The organism is Candidatus Contubernalis alkalaceticus, assembly GCF_022558445.1.
Taxonomy (GTDB): Bacteria; Bacillota; Dethiobacteria; order SKNC01; family SKNC01; genus Contubernalis; species Contubernalis alkaliaceticus.
In genome coordinates this window covers 3,342,714-3,361,075 of the sequence record NZ_CP054699.1, presented here as the reverse complement: position 1 = coordinate 3,361,075, position 18,362 = coordinate 3,342,714, and the positions used below count along the sequence as shown (strand labels likewise).

Here is an 18,362-nt window from a genome sequence, read left to right as displayed (position 1 = left end):
AAATTGCTAGGAGGAGTTCTATGAAAGGTATTATTTTGGCCGGTGGATCAGGTACACGCCTTTATCCATTAACAATGATAACAAGTAAACAACTGCTGGCTGTCTATGACAAACCGATGATTTATTATCCGTTATCTACCTTGATGCTAGCAGGGATTAGGGAAATCTTAATTATCTCTACACCTCAAGATCTTCCTAACTTTGAGAGACTATTAGGTGACGGTAGTCAATATGGTATTAAGCTGACTTATAAGGAACAACCATCACCGGATGGTCTAGCCCAAGCATTCATAATAGGTGAAGATTTTGTAGGTGATGATTCATGCGCAATGATACTTGGAGATAATATTTTTCATGGTAACTGGTTTGGCCCATTGCTTCGTAAAGCCCGTACTAAAGCAGAACAAGGACAAGCTACTATTTTTGGCTATTATGTACATGATCCTGAACGTTTTGGTATAGTTGAATTTGATGAACATGGAAAGGTTATATCAGTAGAAGAGAAACCAAAGAATCCAAAGTCTAACTATTGTATTACCGGATTATATTTCTATGATAATCGAGTTGTGGAATATGTAAAGCAGGTCATTCCATCAGCGCGAGGTGAGTTAGAAATAACAGATCTTAATCGTATGTACCTTGAGAACGATTCCCTGAATGTCCAACTATTGGGGAGGGGCTATGCTTGGCTTGATACAGGCACTATGGATTCTCTTTTTGAGGCCGCAGCCTTTGTTCAAATGATTGAAAAAAGGCAGGGTATAAAAATCTCAGCACCGGAAGAGATAGCATATATAAATAAATGGATTGGTAGAGAAACAATACTTAAGTCAGCTGAACGTTATGGGAAATCTCCTTACGGAGAGCACCTTAGGAGAGTAGCAGAAGGAAAAATCAGATACTAATGTTGAAATCCCCTAGGAGGAAATTGTTATGATGGTTACAAAGACAAATTTTAAGGGATTGCAAATCATCGAGACCGATGTTTATGGAGATAATCGGGGCTGGTTTACAGAAAGTTACACAAAGAGTAAGTTTGTTGAACACGGTATTGATATCGATTTCATTCAGGACAACCAATCTTATTCAGCTCAAAAAGGAACACTACGGGGCATTCACTTTCAGAATAATCCAAAAGCTCAAACCAAGATAATTAGGTGTACACGAGGCGCCATTATCGATACAGTTGTTGATTTAAGAAAAGGTTCAGATACCTACAAACAGTGGTTCAGTATAGAGCTGTCAGCTGAGAACAAGACACAGCTGCTAGTACCTAAAGGTTTCGGCCATGCATTTCTAACGATAACCGATGATGTGGAAGTACAGTATAAGGTGGATGAATACTATTCCAAAGAACAAGATCGAAGTATTAGATTTGATGATCCTCAGATAGGTGTCGAATGGGGCGTTAAGGATCTCATTTTGTCAGAGAAAGACTTAACAGCGCCGCTCTTAGAAGATAGTGATGCAAACTTTAGTATTCGAGTACTTGTAACTGGGGTAAATGGTCAACTGGGCCATGACGTTGTCAAAAGGCTGAATCAGCTTGGTATAGAAACTATAGGTGCAGGGAAAGGCGAATTGGATTTAACTGATCGAGAGCAGACTCAGGATCTTATCGTAAAAAACAAGCCAGATGTAGTGGTCCACTGTGCTGCATACACTGCGGTAGACCAGGCTGAGAAAGACAAAGATCTTTGTTATGTTGTTAATGTTAGCGGAACGAGAAATATTGCTGAAGCTTGTAGGAAGGTTGATGCGAAGCTAGTTTATATCAGTACGGATTATGTTTTTGATGGAGAGGGGACAGAACCTAATCTAGAAGCGAAGACTACAAAACCGATAAACTATTATGGCTATTCAAAAGAGCAAGGTGAACTAGCTGTAAAAGAAACCTTAGAAAAATACTTTATTATCAGAACATCGTGGGTATACGGCATGAATGGAAACAACTTTGTAAAGACGATGCTTAAATTGGCACAGTCAAAAGAGGAAATTAGTGTAATTAATGACCAAATAGGGTCCCCAACTTATACGCTAGACTTAGCCGTGCTAATTTGTGATATGCTTCAAACAACAAAGTATGGGATCTATCATGGGGTAAATGAGGGCTATTGTAGCTGGCATGAGTTTGCTATAGCAATTTTTGACATAGCAGGAATTAGTATTAAAGTTAATCCAATATCAACTATACAATATAATACTAAGGCGAAGCGGCCTCTAAATTCTAGGTTATCTAAAGAAAATCTTGATAAGAATGGACTTAAGAGATTACCTCAGTGGAAAGATGCTTTGGGTAGGTTTATAAAGGAGAAAATAATGACAGGAGAATTAAGCAAATGAAAACCATTATAGTTACAGGTGGCGCTGGTTTTATCGGTAGCAACTTTGTGGCAATGATGCTGAATAAGCATTCTGATTATCAGATAATCAATGTAGATGCATTGACGTATGCGGGTAACCTTGAAAATTTAAAAGGTATTGCTGACAACGAAAACTATACGTTTATCAAGGCGGATATTCGGGATAATAATAAGATTAAAGAGATATTCACCAAATATAATGCTGATGCAGTAGTTAACTTTGCAGCCGAATCACACGTTGATAGAAGTATTGAGGAGCCCGAGGTTTTTTTGACTACCAATGTTATCGGTACCCAGGTGTTACTAGAGGCAGCTAAAAACAGTTGGAAAATTAATCCTAATGATAATTACTGCAAAGAGTATAAACAAGGTGTTAAATTTTTACAAGTATCGACTGATGAAGTTTATGGAGCTTTAGGGGAAACTGGTATGTTTGTAGAAACTATGCCATTAATGCCTAACAGCCCATACTCAGCTTCAAAGGCTAGTGCAGATCTGATTGTTAGGGCCTATAGCGAGACATTTGGTATGCCTGTTAACATCACTCGCTGTAGTAATAACTATGGAGCATATCAATTTCCTGAGAAGTTAATTCCACTGATGATTAATAACTGCTTAAGAGAGAAAGATTTACCTGTGTATGGCGATGGTATGCAGGTTAGAGATTGGATCCATGTATCGGATCATTGCTCCGCTATTGATGTAGTTCTGCATAAGGGAAAGGATGGAGAAGTTTATAACATTGGCGGGAATAACGAGAAGGCAAACATCGAAATTGTTAAACTGATTATTAATACCCTTAGTAAATCAGAAGATCTAATCAAGTACGTAAAAGATCGCCCAGGACATGATAGAAGATATGCTATCGACAATAACAAGATCACTACTCAGTTGGGTTGGAAACCTGCATACACCTTTGAACAAGGCATAAAAGAGACTATTGAATGGTATTTAAAAAATAAGGAGTGGATTGAGAGCATTACATTACGTGATTATACTTAGCTGCTCCGGGTCACATCAATTACTATGCACATATTCGCAACCGGAAATTCGAAGCTGTGCTTACTAAGAAATTTGTAAGTTATTTCAGGTCTTTTGTCACGAAAGTGCTGTCGTTTTTTTTAATATTGCCACTGCCTCCTCAAGCTCTGCATTTCTGCGTTTTTCGGCTGTAAGTTCCACTTCCAGCTCTGTAATTCTTGCACTTTTCGGGCTTCTCACGGTGCTTTTGTTCGTTAAGCCAGTTGCGCAATGTCTGAGGATTGATTCCAAGGTCTTTTAATACACTTAGAACGGATTGATTGTCTTTTTTAACAAGCTTGATGGCATCTTACTTAAATTCATCACTATACCGATTTGAATAATATTACATTTACATCTCCTCCACATGATTTATTATATCTAACTCATGTGTGTCCGACAAATCGGGTATAGGTCAGACGGTGCCAATGTGATTGTATCGGCTATTTGTGATAGTGAGAAGTTTTATATTAGCGAAGATTTCAGTGCAGTTTTTAGTTACTTGAAGTCCCAGGATTTTGATAAGCTCCCATTAGGCAAATATGAGGTAAGCGAGCGTGTTTTTATAATTAAGGAGGCTTATCACTAATGTTGCATTAAATAATTTGAAAATTGTCAATACCTGATTACTGACAAAATAAACTAACTATAAATAACATATATGCAATATATTAACAGTAGGTATTCTCCATGGAAGCCAAAAGAACAATCAGTTATGAGTAGTCCCTGCTTCCACATTATTACAGTTATGGATTTCTTAGAGATACATAGGATCGTAAATCACATCATATAGATGTTCGACTTCGCCTGCTATCACCTGCCTTTCTGTCTCATCAAAGATTAAATCATAGTCGATGGCTCTTCGTCCTATTGAGATTCGGGAAGGTTTCCGGTGAAGTGTAAGGACAAAGTAAGTAAAGGGTTCATAAAGGCAGGTTTTCAGTATCCTTTTTAGGTCTAAAAGTGCTCCAGTAAAACCGGTTTTGAGCTGGAGCGATACCAGCAGGCAGTAGGTAATCAGAGCGATAAGCAGCTGATTCATTACAGCTTGTTGGCTCAATCCGTAAAAATGTTTCACGTACATGTTCTGCTTAAGCCATTTAAAAAACAATTCGATTTGCCAGCGGTTCCGATAAATATCACTGATTTCCTCAATGTCCAGGGCGAAATTGTTGGTTATGATTATTACGGGATTTCCTTCTGTATCCATTACTTCAATTAATCTAAGGAGGATTAATCTAAGGAGGTGCTTCATCTTTTTTGCTGGGGTACCCAGGTAGACTACCTGGTGATTTTGAATGCTCCCTGTAACAGGAAGGTTCTCCATCACTTGGACAACAGCATTTTTCTTAAGCCGGGTAACAAATCCAATACCTTTTTCACAGTAACAGTCAAACTTATCATAGTCCACGTATGCCCGGTCAAAGACATGTAACGCTTCTTTATCTTCAATCACCAGCGCATCCATCTGGGTTTTATCCGAAGGTTTTGCGGGAGTTATTATTACATCATCCGGCAGTAATACATTATCATGAAAGACTAGCCTTAGATGAAGTTTGATTCCGGCCTTAGTTTTCCTAAAATCTGCCCATGGGTACTGGGTAAGACACAAGCTTATGGTACTGGAATCAATCAAGTACAGTCGGTTCAAAGGTTGGCTTAATTTATGAAAGCCCAGGTCTTTTCCCAATTCTTTAACCAGTTCTTTAAACAAGGTGTCCAGCAGTTCTGTGGGAAGATCCTTTAATCTTCTAGAGATTTGAGAAGCGCTGAAAGATTCCTGGTCCATGGCCTCCTGAAAACCTTTATTATTAAAGCTGCTGCTGATATCCCTAAGACTTTTTAGTTGATTCAATTGTGCATAGGAGATTAATTCGATCATCTGGACAGTATTGAGTTTTTTAAAATACTTATCAGCCTCCAGTTGTTCCAAGTTTTCTTGAAAATTTTCATTATTAAATGGCTCAAACAGTTGAAAAAATGTGGAATTCGTGGTATCCTTGCCTTGCATATTTGATCTCCTTTATATTAGGGATTTGGGCAAGGACTACCCTATATCTCTATTATAAAGGATTTTTTCTTTTGGTACAATACTATATTGCAAATTCTTTAAAATAATCGTTATTTCATCGGTTTTCGTAACTTGACATTTTAAATAATTATTTATGCAAGGCTAGTGGAGGCTTATGAAACAATGCACATTGGCGAAACCTTTTGGGAATCCCATGAGAAATTCATAGACATACAACTTATCTTAAGTGGTGAGGAAAAAATTGCTTACGCGTCTAGTAGTGCACTTCAGGAGATATTGTATGCTCCTGATAAAGATCTGAGAATTTATAAGGGGAAGACACATCTTTATTGAGAAAGAATGAAATTGCAATCTTCTTTCCGGAAGATGCACATATGCCAAGATTAACCGTCGACGGCGTTTGAAGTAATGTAGTTGAAATCGTTGTCAAAATAAAAATTTGAATTTTCCATCGCAAGACTAAGTTCTTTTGCTAAGAGGTGATCAATTTTGCTAAAGGTAGTTGCAGTCATTCCTGCTCGACTAAATTCAACTCGGCTTCCGAGGAAGCTTTTGTTGGACATAAATGGTAAACCAATGATTCAGCATGTTTATGAAAATGTCTTAAAAGCTAATTTAGATGACGTTGTAGTTGCTTGTGATCATATGGAAATATTTGAATGTGTAGAGGCATTCGATGGAAAGGCTATCATGACAAGCGTTGATCATATTAATGGAACTAGCCGTATTGCTGAAGTGGCTAAAAAACTAGAAGCAGATGTCATCTTAAATGTCCAGGGAGATGAGCCCTTAATTGATAGTAACGTAATTAATAGGCTACTAGAAGGTTTTAAAGATCCTAGTTGCCAAATGGCAACACTTAAAACAGAAATTATAAATAACGATGAAGTTAAGGATCCTAACTGCGTTAAAGTTATAACTGATATGAATAATAATGCGATATATTTTTCTAGGTATCCACTACCATACTTAAGAGAAGAACGTGAACACAGATTTTTTAAGCACATAGGAATTTATGCTTATAGAAAGGATTTTCTTATTAAATATGTTAAATTTGAGCCAACGCCTTTGGAACTTTGCGAATCATTAGAACAACTTAGAGTGCTTGAAAATGGTTACAAAATTAAGATATTGGAGACCTCTCAGGATATGATAGGCATAGATACCCCAGAGGATTTAGATAGAATAAGGGAGATTCTAAATGATAGCAAAAAAAATTAAGCTTGTAGTTCTTGATGTAGACGGAACTCTAACGGATGGGAAAGTTTATATAGATAACAACGGTGTTGAGATAAAGGCCTTTAATGTTAAAGATGGCTTAGCTATTGCTCAGGCTATTAAGTTTAGTCTAGACATTGTAATCATTACAGGGCGCATTTCCAAAGTTGTTGAAGTCAGAGCCAGAGAACTAGGAATTACTGAATTACATCAAGAAGTTCATAATAAGCTAGTTAAGCTTATAGAAATAGTGAATGCTCGGGATTTAGAAATGGAAGAAGTATGTTATATTGGTGACGATCTAAATGATATTTCCGTAATGAAAATAGTTGGTCTGCCCGCTTGTCCATACGATGCTGCAAAACCAGTGCAAGACGTTGCTAAGTACGTATCCCAAAAAAATGGTGGAGAAGGCGCTGTTAGAGAGGTTTTAGAGTACATTTTGAAAGAAAAAAACATATGGCAGAAAATAGTTGAGTCATATGAATATGACGTTCAATAAAAGCTATCTTCTTATTCGGCGATAATGCCTTATCTAAAAAAATCAGTAATGTTTCCATAATTTGTTTTATATGATGCAGGTAGCAAGTACCTCTTTAGCTGATAATTTTTGTATAATTCACAAAAAAGGAAGTGTCAATACTATTATGAAACGCAGGCATGTTAATATCGGTAATAGTACTTTCGGAGGAAACAAAACATTCACATTAATAGCTGGTCCATGCTCTATTGAATCGGAAATGTTAGTAATGGAAACTGCTCACCGACTAAAGGAAATAACAGATGATTTAGGTATACCATTTGTCTTCAAATCCTCTTATGACAAGGCAAATAGAACATCATTTAGTTCCTTCAGAGGGCCTGGCATAGAAAAAGGGCTAGAGATTTTGGGTAAAGTAAAAAGACAATTAAATGTTGATATTACCACGGATATTCATCTTCCTCAACAAGCCGCAGAAGTTGCAAGTGTGGTTGATCTTATTCAGATTCCTGCGTTATTGTGCCGGCAGACGGACTTAATAGAGACTGTGGCTAAAACCAATAAACCAATGAGTGTTAAAAAGGGTCAGTTCCTGGCCCCTTGGGACATGACTTACGTAGTTAATAAAGCTTTAGAATGTGGAAATGAGAAAGTAATCTTGATCGAGAGAGGCACAACCTTCGGCTATAATAATCTCGTAGTTGACATGACTAGCTTGATAGAAATGGCTAATATTGGCTATCCAGTAGTTTTCGATGGGACTCACAGTGTACAGAAACCTGGTGGAAACGGATCATTTACAGGAGGAAATAGCGAATATGTTAGCTATCTATGCAGGGCAGCTGTTGCCATTGGAATAGACGGGTTGTTTCTAGAAGTCCATCCTAGTCCTGATAAGGCACTATGTGACGGTTCTAATATGATAAAACTTGATGATGTTGCGGTTTTACTTCAGCAACTTAAATTTATAGATAACCTTGTCAAAGGATTTAAGCGTAATTAGTGATAGGAGAAGGAGAGATAGTCATGTTTGATATTTCAGCTGAAGCTAAAAGAGTATTTGATGAAGAAATTGAAGCTCTTCAAGCAGTAAAAGATAATTTGAACGGCGATTTTTCACACCTTGTAGAGATCATTCTAAGTTGCAGTGGGAGAATTATACTCACTGGAATGGGAAAGTCTGGGTTAATAGGTAAAAAAATTTCTGCTACAATGTCAAGCCTTGGAACGCCATCATATTTTCTTCATCCTGCAGAAGCTTCTCATGGAGACTTGGGTTTTTTGACGGAAAAGGATGTCCTAATTGCAATTAGTAATAGTGGGGAGACAAGCGAACTGTTAGCTATCATTCCGTCAATTAAGCGGATAGGAGCGAAATTCATAAGTTTAACTTGCAGAAACAATTCTACTTTAGAAAGACATTCTGATCTTCATATTCACTTAAACGTAACTAAAGAGGCATGTCCCCTTAATTTGGCTCCAACTTCTAGTACTACAGCGACACTAGTGTTTGGTGATGCTTTAGCAATAGTTCTATCGAAAATCAGAGATTTTAAGCCTGAGCATTATGCTATTTTTCATCCTGGAGGAGCACTAGGAAAGAGACTTTTAACTACAGTGATGGATCTAATGCACTCAGGAAATGAAAATCCCATCGCTAATAGAAATGCTAGTTTAAGGCAGATTATATTTATTATGAGTGAAAAAGGACTAGGTGCCGTTAGCATTGTAGATGACTTAGGTAAGTTAGTAGGTATTTTAACAGATGGAGATCTTAGAAGGACTATCGAGAAACATGATAATTTCTTTGATACTATTGCAGATGACGTAATGACTAATATGCCAATTCAAATAGACCAAGATTCTTTGGCCGTAGAGGCTCTGAAACTAATGGAGAATAGAGAGAAGCCCATTATGGTGTTGCCCATAGTGGACAAAGAGCAGAAACCTATTGGAATGCTCAGACTTCACGACATTATTAGGGCGGGTGTTGTGTTTTAGTGTTTTTTGCAAGTGAAAATTCCTCACTTTTGCAAAAATTTTCCCCCAGGCACCGGTGGGGAATTTTTATGTTAACTTTTGGGCCATTTTCTTTGAAATAACATAAAATCATAAAACCAAAACACCATTTATGTTAAAATATACCTGTTTTAAAGTGCCATGCTGTACAAAAGCTACCTACTGAAAAGAAGGAAAGCTTCTCCAGACATTACAGCATGACACCATTGGCCTGGATTATTATTGCGGCAAGATCCCGCACCCCTTGTATCTAAAAAAATAGCACTTCATTTTCACTGACTCGGCTTAAAGCTAGGTTAATGAAGACTCTCTCATCCGATTGCTCGGCCCTGGGAACAGCAGCAGGTGGCAATGATGCAACACCCTATCCAATATGGCTCCTGTCATCTGTTCATCATAAAACACATTAACCCATCTGGAGAATTCAATATTTGTGTTTATGATTAAGGACTTTTTTTCATAGCACTCGGATACTACTTCAAACAGCAGTTGGGCACCTATCCGGTCCAGGGGAACGTATCCCCACTCATCACAGACTATAATATCTGCTTTTAGTATTTGCTTCATAAACTTTGACAAGGTACCGTTTTTCTTTGATTCTGAAAGCTTATTCACCAACGCTGCTGTCCTAAAGAACTTAGTTTTTATGCCTTTTTTACAGGCCTCTACTCCTAAGGCGATTGATAAAAAGGTTTTTCCGGTACCAACATTGCCATACATAACAATATTGGTGTTTGTATCAATAAACTCGCAGTTCTTAAGATATTCAGGTGTTACGGCTTTTGGCAAGGTAACTTCATCAAATTTGAAGCCTTCAAATGTCTTGATTGTGTAAAATCCAGCACTTTTGAGGAGTTTATCTTTCCTAGCCGCATCACGATGTTCCAGTTCCGATTTAAGTAATTTTAACAGGTATTCCTGATGGCTCTGGGCTTCTATTTTCTCAGACATTTCCACAATGTTTCGGCTTAATCTCAACTCTTTGCAGCAGGTGGCAATTTCACTGGTCAGCATTTTGTTCACCTGCCTCATTGAGTTTTGCGTCATAGTCAGCCAGATTGGGAGCATACAGTTTGAACTCTGGTATATTTTTTGCTACCCTGATGGGGGCAAGTTCAATCACGTTTCCGTGTAAACGATTATGGAGGCTTACCAGACTGTCGGTATCTGTTACATCGTATTGCAGGGCGCTAGCAACTGTTTCTACAGCACAAGTAAACCCGCTTTTTTCTGTCAGTGCCCGGGAGCTTCCGGCCTTTGCCCCCGGCAATTTCCAGAATCTCCCTCTCGGGGACAGTCCCCCACAACTTTAAAGCGCTAAAGTGTTTTAGCAAAAAAGCAGTCCTCTTGTTATGTTCTCAAGAGGACTGCTTTTCAATAAGTCCGGCAAATTGTCCTAAGTATAGCAAATTAGGGCACAGGGTCTCGCCCCACAACTTAATCTTAATTACTGCCCGGAGATTCTTCCAGACAAGCTTCCAGAATCTCCCAAAAGGGGTTGCCCGGAGATTCTTCCAGACAAGCTTCCAGAATCTCCCAAAAGGGGTTGCCCGGAGATTCTTCCAGACAAGCTTCCAGAATCTCCCAAAAGGGGTCAGTCCCCCACAACTTTAAAGCGCTAAAGCGTTTTGTGTTTTTATAAGGCAGTCTGATACCAATAATAATAATGGAGCAAATTGATAGATGGCTAAGAAAAAGAGATATAGAGGACATTATTGCAAAATATGCCCGGGAGCTTCTGGCCCTTGCCCCCGGCAATTTCCAGAATCTCCCTCTTGGGGACAGTCCCCCATAACTTTAAAGCACTAAAGTATTTTTGTAAAAGAATGCCCGGAGATTCCGGCCCTTGCCCTTGGCAAGCTTCCAGAATCTCCCTCTCGGGTTCAGTCCCCCATAACTTTAAAGCACTAAAGTATTTTTGTAAAAGAATGCCCGGGAGATTCCGGCCCTTGCCCCCGGCAAGCTTCCAGAATCTCCCTCTCGGGGACAGTCCCCCATAACTTTAAAGCACTAAAGTGTTTTTGTAAAAGAATTTTTTTAGTTGGTTCGGGTAGGAGCAGAAAACAATTTTTTTCAATACATAGAGTTGAATTAAAATAAATCGCAGGAGATAGTAATGAACTGTATATCTTTTGATAAATATGCTAAAAAACATGTGAAAAATAATACTGATATCAATACCAAGGAAGGAAAGAAAATATTAAAGTCTGTTCTGGATAGCAAGAAAAAAGGAGCATCTTGTAACATTTGTGACTAACCAATATGGGTGATAGGAAGTGCATTTCTGGATTTAATGGATGCTTCACATGTATTACGGGTGAGAGTGATGATTCGCAGGATTATGAAGTTATAAGTAAAAAAGCAAGGCTTTTGACAGTTACCCTATGAGTGGACAGAAATTAAGTAACGATGGTTCCTTGGGAATCATTCCCAAATGATTTAAAAATCAAGGTTACCACAAACCATAAAAACTAACAATATTTGACGTCATAGCTTTGGCAGCACATTAACTCAAAAGCACTGTCTTTAAAAATTACATACCAGTCTTCTCTATACTCTAACCTGCATGTTCTGTTTCTGCCAATGATCTTCATTTTCAGATGCTCATACCACAGTTTAAGCTAAAAATACTTTCATCGATTCCTGCAAATACCCAGCGATTTATCTCAGCATCGCATACAATAACTCCCTTAATCATGAAAGACCAGCCTCCTCACAGGCCTTAAATACAATCTCCTCATCAATTGTTTCGGCCTTAAGCTGGTAACCTAACAGTAACGAATTAATCGCCAGGTTGTTTATCAGTCTCGGCCATCCACGGGACCGGGAAGTCAAAACTTCAAATAGCTGTAGCAGGAAAAATCTCATGCTTGGCCTCGGCTAGCTCCAGGTGGTGCCCGGGAGCTTCCGGCCCTTGCCCCTGGCAATTTCCAGAATCTCCCTCTCGGGGACAGTCCCCCACAACTTTAAAGCGCTAAAGTATTTTTGTAAAAGAATAAAGTCAACCGTGCCGGTAGGGTATACAGAAAAGATGCCCGGGAGCTTCCGGTCCTTGCCCTTGGCAACTTCCAGAATCTCCCTCCCGGGGACAGTCCCCCATAACTTTAAAGCACTAAAGTATTTTTGTAAAAGAATGTTTATAGTTGGTTTGGGTAGGAGCAGAAAACATTCTTTTTAATACTTGGAGTTGAAATAAAATAAATTGCAGGAGATAGTAGTGAACCGTATATCTGTTGATAAATATGCTAAAAAACATGTGAAGAATAATCCTGATAGCAATGCCCGGGAGCTTCCGGCCCTTGCCCCCGGCATTTTCCAGAATCTCCCTCTCGGGGACAGTCCCCCACAACTTTAATGCCCGGAGATTCTTCCCGGCAAGCTTCCAGAATCTCCCAAAAGGGGTCAGTCCGTGCGTCCGAGAAATGGCGCGTCATATAGTGGGTGCGAATCCCATCCAGTAAGGTTGAGCCGACCACTGGTAGTTAGTCTTGGAGTGTAAATGGTAACATTTACATTTAAGCGTAGGCAAACAAGGTAGCGGGCCGAAAGCCAGAGAGCTGAATGGAGATTGAGCCCCGAAATCCCAAAATAGGAAGGCTGATGTGTTGGACTGCACAGAAAGCAACATCATGTTCGACGTTATAGGCTAGACGAACATGACTTCCTCGGGGTCGAAGCCCTTGGCACGTTACACAATGTTATGATGCGGCAACTCGGGAGGTCCCGCCTGCTCTTCCACGCACAAAGGGAGTATGGCCGACAAGCGATAAAAAGTAAGAAAGCCAAAAGGCGAGCGGGAATTCGGATTACTGCATAGTACCAAGGAAGCGGGGTAATGCCCGTGGAGGGAAGGCGGTAACCTATCATTGCTCTTTCAAGGGACACATTTACTACACACAGGGGTAGGTATAAAATGGAAACAAAACTTGCTAGAATAACAGAAGTAGCTAAGATGAGACCTGACGAGAAATTTACCTCGCTCTACCACCATATCAACGAGGAGATGCTTCTGCTCTGCCATTCTGAATTGAGTGGTGACAGAGCATCTGGTGTAGACCAGGTAACTAAGGATGAATACGAATCAAATCTTTACGCAAATATTAAAGACCTAGTCAACCGGCTTAAAACCCACAGCTATCGCCCGTTACCCGTCAAGAGGGTATACATTGATAAGGCAGAGACCAACAAGAAACGTCCACTGGGCTTACCTGCCTATGAAGACAAGCTTGTTCAGAAGGCCCTTGCCAAGATACTAAATGCCATATACGAAGCAGACTTCCTGGACGGCTCCTTTGGATTTAGGCCCAACCGTGGTTGTCACGATGCACTAAAGATACTTAATCACTACATCGAAAGGAAACAAATCAATTATATAGTAGATGCAGACATAAAAGAATATTTTGACCGTGTTGACCACCAATGGCTGATGGAATTCTTACAGCACCGTATCACTGACCCTAATATACTCAGGCTCATAAGCCGTATGCTAAAATCCGGGGTAATAGAAGCCGGTATAAAATATGATACGCCAGCTGGAGCACCTCAGGGCGGAGTAGCTTCTCCAGTACTCTGTAATATTTATCTACACTACGTTCTAGATATATGGTTTGAAAAGGTTATACGGAAGAAATGCCGTGGACAAGTATACATGGTGCGATATGCTGATGATTTTGTCTGCTGCTTCCAACACGAGCATGAAGCCAAAATGTTTTATCAGGCACTCATAGTAAGACTTGCCAAGTTTAAACTGGAAATTGCCGAAGATAAAACTAAAATTATTAACTTTGGTAGATACGCTGCACAGTTCTGCCAGGCAAGAGGCAGGAATAAACCTGATACCTTTGATTTTCTGGGTTTCACGCATTATTGCGGCAAGAGCCAAAAGGGTAAGTTTCGGGTTAAACGTAGAACTAGTCGAAAGAAATACAAAGCAAGCCTCCTCAGAGTCAACGACTGGCTAAAGGCAAACCGGCACCTACCGGCTGAGGAGCTAATTGGAAAATTGGGGCGCAAACTAAAAGGATATTACAACTACTATGCAATTACTGACAATGGCACTATGGTTGATAGGTTCTATGACAAAGTAAAGAAGCTCGTATTCAAATGGTTGAACAGGCGCAGTCACCGCAAGAGTTTTAACTGGGATAAGTTTCAACTGTTCTGTAACCTCTATCCACTACCAAGAGCGAAAATTGGGGTGGACATTTACAACCTGCGGTGTCACATTAGCTATATTCTATAAAGGTGATAGGAAGAGCCGTGTGCGTTAGTAGCGCAAGCACGGTTCTGTGAGGGGTGCGTGGCCAATTGAATCATAGGGCACTCCTAAGGCTCGAGAGGCCCGCATCTACTCGACCCCATAACTTTAAAGCGCTAAAGTATTTTTGCAAAAAGCAGTCCTCTTGTTATGTTCTCAAGAGGACTGCTTTTCAATAAGTCCGGCAAATTGTCCTAAGTATAGCAAATTAGGGCACAGGGTCTCGCCCCACAACTTAATCTTAATTACTGTGTAGAAACGGTTTGATAGAAGGTGAGAAGGAGTGGTATAAGAATAAAGATGTAGTGGCTTAACAGGGAGGGGGTTAAAATGGGGTTATTTGATAAGTTGGATAAACCGGTATTTCTTAAAGAAGAAAGTGATACAGTAGAATACATTGCTAAACTAAAAGCTCTACAGACAAAGACATCGGGAACTTTGAAAGAACGAATAGATAGGGAAATTAAATTTGCGTCAATTGGAGAATTCGGTGAAAATAATATTGCCTTTGAGTTGAAAAATAGTGGTATGCCCATGTATATCCTTCGTGATATTCATTTTAACACCGGGGAATTGTCCACACAAATAGATTACATAGTGGTAACCCGGAAAATTACTTTTGTTATTGAATGTAAGAATCTTATCGGTAATATTGAAATAGATAATGAAGGTAATTTTATTAGAAGTTATGAACTGTATGGTAAACGCATAAGAGAAGGCATTTATTCTCCAATCACTCAAAATCAAAGACATTTAGAGATTCTTAGACAGATAAAGAAAGAGACAAAGTCCAATCAAATTTTAAAAATGATGTTTGATAAGTATTTTGATGAAAACTATAAGTCCATTGTGGTTCTGGCAAACCCGAAGACCGTATTGAATGCAAGGTATGCCAAAAAAGAAATCAAACAGATGGTGATTCGTGCGGATCAGTTAAATCAATACATTAAGGATGTTTACAATAATTCTAAGCAGCCGACTATTAATGATAAAGAAATGAAAAAGCATGCAGAAGGTCTTTAGACATTACATACACCTAATCAAGCGGATTATGCTAAGAAATATGAAGAGATTGTTAGTAGTATCCCCAGGATAAGTCTGCCTCTGGGACAGTCCCCCATAACTTTAAAGCACTAAAGTATTTTGTGTTTTGCTTAAGGTAGTCCGTTACAAATGAAAAATAGATGCAGGAGGTAGTAGTGAATCGTATATTTGTTGATAAATATGCTAAAAAACATGTTAAGCATAATTCTGATAGCAATATCAATGATGTAAAGAGAGTATTAAAGACTGTCCTTGACAGCAAGAAAAAAGGAGCATCTTGTAATATTTGTGGCCAGCCAATATGGGCTATAGGAAGTGCATTCTCTGGTTTTAATGGATGTTTCACATGTATTATAGAAGAGAGTGATGATTCACAGGATTATGAACTTTATTAAAACTTTCTGGGAGTTTTCTGAGCAGACGTCAAGGCTGCTGCGAGTAATGCTTAGAGAGAATGGAGATTCCGGCTATTGCCCCAGGAAATTTCCATAAACTACCTCTCGGGATCAGTCCCCCACAACTTTACAAGCAAGGCTGAAAAAACTTGGGGTGGAAAGCAGATATGAAGATAGAAGATATGGTAGAGATGCGTAATGATTTGAGATGTAGAGTAAGTAAGTGCCCGGGAGTTTCCGGCCCTTGCCCCCGGCAATTTCCAGAATCTCCCTCTCGGGGACAGTCCCCCACAACTTTATGAAGATGTACCTAATAATATTATGGGAGCCATTGTGGATGCCAATAGAACCAGAAAAGATCATATTTCAGATAGGATATTAGCCAAGCAACCCAAGGTAGTAGGTATCTATAGACTGACCATGAAGATGGATTCTGATAACTTTAGACAGTCAGCCATACAAGGGGTTATGAAGCGTATCAAGGCAAAGGGTATTGAAGTTGTGGTGTACGAGCCTGCCCTGGATTCAGATGATTTTTATAATTCAAGAGTAATTAAAGACTTTGATGAATTTAAGAAGATTTCAGATGTGATTGTGGCAAACAGGCTGTCGGATGAAATTAAGGATGTAGAGGATAAGGTTTATACCAGGGATTTGTTTAGCAGGGATTAGAGAAAACCTGGCGATATGTGGCCTCATGCTGTGACCGATAGTTCAATATTGGATTATGTAAAGAAGATTTGGGAATTAATGAGGGGGTAAAAATGGGGTTATTTGATAGGTTGGATAAACCGGTGTTTCTTAAAGAAGAAAGTGATACGGTAGAATACATTGCTAAATTAAAAGCTTTACAGGCAAAAACATCGGGAACAGTGAAAGAAAAAATAGATCGGGAAATTAAGTTTGCGTCAATTGGAGAATTTGGTGAAAATAACATTGCCTTTGAGTTGAAAAATAGTGGTATGCCCATGTATATCCTGCGTGATATTCATTTTAACACAGGGGAATTGTCCGCACAAATAGATTACATAGTGGTAACCCGGAAAATTACCTTTGTTATTGAATGTAAGAATCTTATCGGTAATATTGAAATAGATAATGAAGGAAATTTTATAAGAAGCTATGAACTGTATGGTAAACGCATAAGAGAAGGCATTTATTCTCCCATTACTCAAAATCAAAGACATTTAGAGATTCTTAGACAGATAAAGAAAGAGAAAAAGTCCAATAAAATCTTAAAAATTATGTTTGATAAATTTTTTTATGAAAACTATAAGTCCATTGTGGTACTGGCCAATCCGAAAACCGTATTGAATGCAGGATATGCCAAAAAAGAAATCAGACAAATGGTGATTCGCGCGGATCAATTAAATCAATACATTAAGGATGTTTATAATAATTCTAAGCAGCCGGTTTTTAATGATAAAGATATGAAAGAGTCTGCAGAAGGCCTTTTGACATTACATACACCTAATCAAGCGGATTATGCCAAGAAATATGAAGAGATTGTTAGTAGTATCCCCAGGGTTAGTGAAAAGACTCATGTAGAAAAACAAAAAGCAACTAAAAAGTATTTTAATAAAAAAGAGCAGTCAGTAAAAATCAAATCTACTAGTGATCATGAGCAATTAGTAAAAAATCTTAAAACATTTCGACTGGAAAAATGCAAAGAAGAGAATATTAAGCCTTACTATATTTTTAATGATAAGCAGATGATGGACTTAATTGATAAAATGCCTGAATCTAGGGAAGCTTTATTGAGTGTCGCTGGATTTGGAGAGGTGAAAGTTGAAAAATATGGGGAGAAGATATTGCAGATACTGAGTGATTTTAGGTGAACGATGCCCTGGAGATTAGGGTGTTTGTCCTTGATAATTTATTTAAATATTTTTTTAGAGTTCAGTCTCCTACAACTATATTTAAATGAAACGTATGATTTTATTGCTTGTCAGTATCTTGTATAATAAGAGTAATAATCGCCCTTGGAGTTTTCAACCCCTGCCCTTATTAATTCTAGAATTTTCTGTAAGGGGTTAAGCCCTGGTCCCCCAAAACTTTATTGAATAAAAGGCCCCAGTTCCCACAACTTTAAAGCCCTAAAGTATGTTTTATAGAAAGGGTTTTTTTATGAAATTGTTTATTGAGTTATTTGATGAAGCTTTAGTGTCATCTTTCCCAACCTTGGTAAAAAAAGTATTTATTTTTCATTTACTAAGTGAGAGGACGGAGGCTGTTCATGCTGGAACAGTTAAGTTAGCTGGGGTCGACAGGAAAATAATTTATAATATGACAGAGTAGTTTTTGATTAATAAGGGGGAATATGAGAAAATAGCGAAAGCTGTAAATCCTTATGGTGATGGAAAGGCGTCAGACAGGATTGTGAAAGCCCTGCTAAAACATTATCGTAGATAATGAAAGTTTTGTTATGCCCGGAAGATTTTTTTACACTGAAACCATCCAGAGTTTCTGAACGTGGCGTAATAAAGAAGAAAAGAAGGAATTGAGAGATTTTAGTAGAATTATATGTATTACA

17 protein-coding genes and 1 pseudogene are annotated in these 18,362 nt (G+C 38.6%); 14 read left to right on the top strand and 4 right to left on the bottom strand.

The window, feature by feature from the left end:
* Nucleotides 1-20: 20 nt before the first annotated feature.
* Genes rfbA through rfbB form a run of 3 tightly spaced genes read left to right on the top strand, consistent with a single transcriptional unit; the run spans nt 21 to nt 3,365 of the window.
* On the top strand, nt 21-905 hold the full coding sequence (gene rfbA / locus HUE98_RS16575) for a glucose-1-phosphate thymidylyltransferase RfbA (RefSeq protein ID WP_241421692.1): 885 nt from the start codon (nt 21-23) through the stop codon (nt 903-905).
* 28 nt (nt 906-933) lie between these two features.
* Nucleotides 934-2,343: a dTDP-4-dehydrorhamnose reductase gene (rfbD, locus tag HUE98_RS17830; protein WP_318036509.1), complete on the top strand. Its 1,410-nt coding sequence runs from the start codon at nt 934-936 to the stop codon at nt 2,341-2,343.
* The gene (gene rfbB / locus HUE98_RS16560) at nt 2,340-3,365 is read left to right on the top strand and encodes a dTDP-glucose 4,6-dehydratase (RefSeq protein WP_241421691.1); all 1,026 of its coding nucleotides are present in this window, start codon (nt 2,340-2,342) and stop codon (nt 3,363-3,365) included. Before rfbD ends, rfbB begins: the two co-directional genes overlap by 4 nt.
* A gap of 775 nt (nt 3,366-4,140) precedes the next feature.
* Here the strand turns inward: rfbB and HUE98_RS16555 are convergent.
* Nucleotides 4,141-5,394 (bottom strand): IS4 family transposase, encoded by a 1,254-nt coding sequence (locus tag HUE98_RS16555; protein WP_241421690.1) that lies wholly within the window; start codon nt 5,392-5,394, stop codon nt 4,141-4,143.
* A 165-nt stretch (nt 5,395-5,559) separates the two neighbouring features.
* On the opposite strand from HUE98_RS16555, the gene HUE98_RS16550 reads away from it, so the two are divergent.
* From HUE98_RS16550 to HUE98_RS16530, 5 genes are all read left to right on the top strand, one after another.
* Complete coding sequence (locus tag HUE98_RS16550) at nt 5,560-5,748, top strand: YhcH/YjgK/YiaL family protein (protein ID WP_407080268.1); 189 nt, start codon at nt 5,560-5,562, stop codon at nt 5,746-5,748.
* A 156-nt stretch (nt 5,749-5,904) separates the two neighbouring features.
* Nucleotides 5,905-6,636: a 3-deoxy-manno-octulosonate cytidylyltransferase gene (gene kdsB / locus HUE98_RS16545; protein WP_407080267.1), complete on the top strand. Its 732-nt coding sequence runs from the start codon at nt 5,905-5,907 to the stop codon at nt 6,634-6,636.
* On the top strand, nt 6,617-7,135 hold the full coding sequence (locus tag HUE98_RS16540) for a KdsC family phosphatase (RefSeq protein WP_241421687.1): 519 nt from the start codon (nt 6,617-6,619) through the stop codon (nt 7,133-7,135). Before kdsB ends, HUE98_RS16540 begins: the two co-directional genes overlap by 20 nt.
* Before the next feature lie 145 nt (nt 7,136-7,280).
* Nucleotides 7,281-8,117 (top strand): 3-deoxy-8-phosphooctulonate synthase, encoded by an 837-nt coding sequence (gene kdsA / locus HUE98_RS16535; protein ID WP_241421686.1) that lies wholly within the window; start codon nt 7,281-7,283, stop codon nt 8,115-8,117.
* A gap of 23 nt (nt 8,118-8,140) precedes the next feature.
* The gene (locus HUE98_RS16530) at nt 8,141-9,115 is read left to right on the top strand and encodes a KpsF/GutQ family sugar-phosphate isomerase (protein ID WP_241421685.1); all 975 of its coding nucleotides are present in this window, start codon (nt 8,141-8,143) and stop codon (nt 9,113-9,115) included.
* A gap of 309 nt (nt 9,116-9,424) precedes the next feature.
* Here HUE98_RS16530 and istB read toward each other — a convergent pair whose 3' ends face one another.
* The 3 genes from istB to HUE98_RS16515 all read right to left on the bottom strand — a co-directional run bounded on the left by istB (nt 9,425) and on the right by HUE98_RS16515 (nt 10,891).
* Nucleotides 9,425-10,147, bottom strand: a complete 723-nt coding sequence (gene istB, locus HUE98_RS16525) for an IS21-like element helper ATPase IstB (protein ID WP_241421684.1) — start codon at nt 10,145-10,147, stop codon at nt 9,425-9,427.
* Nucleotides 10,134-10,403 carry a hypothetical protein gene (locus HUE98_RS16520; protein WP_241421683.1) on the bottom strand — a complete coding sequence of 90 codons (270 nt, stop codon included), beginning with the start codon at nt 10,401-10,403 and terminating at the stop codon, nt 10,134-10,136. The genes istB and HUE98_RS16520 overlap by 14 nt, the downstream gene beginning before the upstream one ends.
* A gap of 173 nt (nt 10,404-10,576) precedes the next feature.
* On the bottom strand, nt 10,577-10,891 hold the full coding sequence (locus HUE98_RS16515; RefSeq protein ID WP_241421682.1) for a hypothetical protein: 315 nt from the start codon (nt 10,889-10,891) through the stop codon (nt 10,577-10,579).
* A gap of 2,155 nt (nt 10,892-13,046) precedes the next feature.
* On the opposite strand from HUE98_RS16515, the gene ltrA reads away from it, so the two are divergent.
* From ltrA to HUE98_RS16490, 6 genes and pseudogenes are all read left to right on the top strand, one after another.
* Nucleotides 13,047-14,375, top strand: coding sequence for a group II intron reverse transcriptase/maturase (gene ltrA, locus HUE98_RS16510; protein ID WP_318036508.1), 1,329 nt, complete (start codon nt 13,047-13,049; stop codon nt 14,373-14,375).
* Nucleotides 14,376-14,720: 345 nt separating this feature from the next.
* Nucleotides 14,721-15,413, top strand: coding sequence for a nuclease-related domain-containing protein (locus HUE98_RS16505; RefSeq protein ID WP_241421680.1), 693 nt, complete (start codon nt 14,721-14,723; stop codon nt 15,411-15,413).
* Nucleotides 15,414-15,589: 176 nt separating this feature from the next.
* A complete protein-coding gene (locus HUE98_RS16500; protein WP_241421679.1) occupies nt 15,590-15,829 on the top strand; it encodes a hypothetical protein in 240 nt (79 codons plus the stop codon).
* 167 nt (nt 15,830-15,996) lie between these two features.
* Nucleotides 15,997-16,131: a hypothetical protein gene (locus HUE98_RS17725; protein WP_277623689.1), complete on the top strand. Its 135-nt coding sequence runs from the start codon at nt 15,997-15,999 to the stop codon at nt 16,129-16,131.
* A pseudogene (locus tag HUE98_RS16495) lies at nt 16,127-16,501 on the top strand (UDP binding domain-containing protein); the annotation flags it as partial. The gene HUE98_RS17725 and the pseudogene HUE98_RS16495, both read left to right, overlap by 5 nt.
* Nucleotides 16,502-16,611: 110 nt before the next feature.
* Nucleotides 16,612-17,667: an HRDC domain-containing protein gene (locus HUE98_RS16490; protein WP_241421678.1), complete on the top strand. Its 1,056-nt coding sequence runs from the start codon at nt 16,612-16,614 to the stop codon at nt 17,665-17,667.
* Nucleotides 17,668-18,362: the final 695 nt, after the last annotated feature.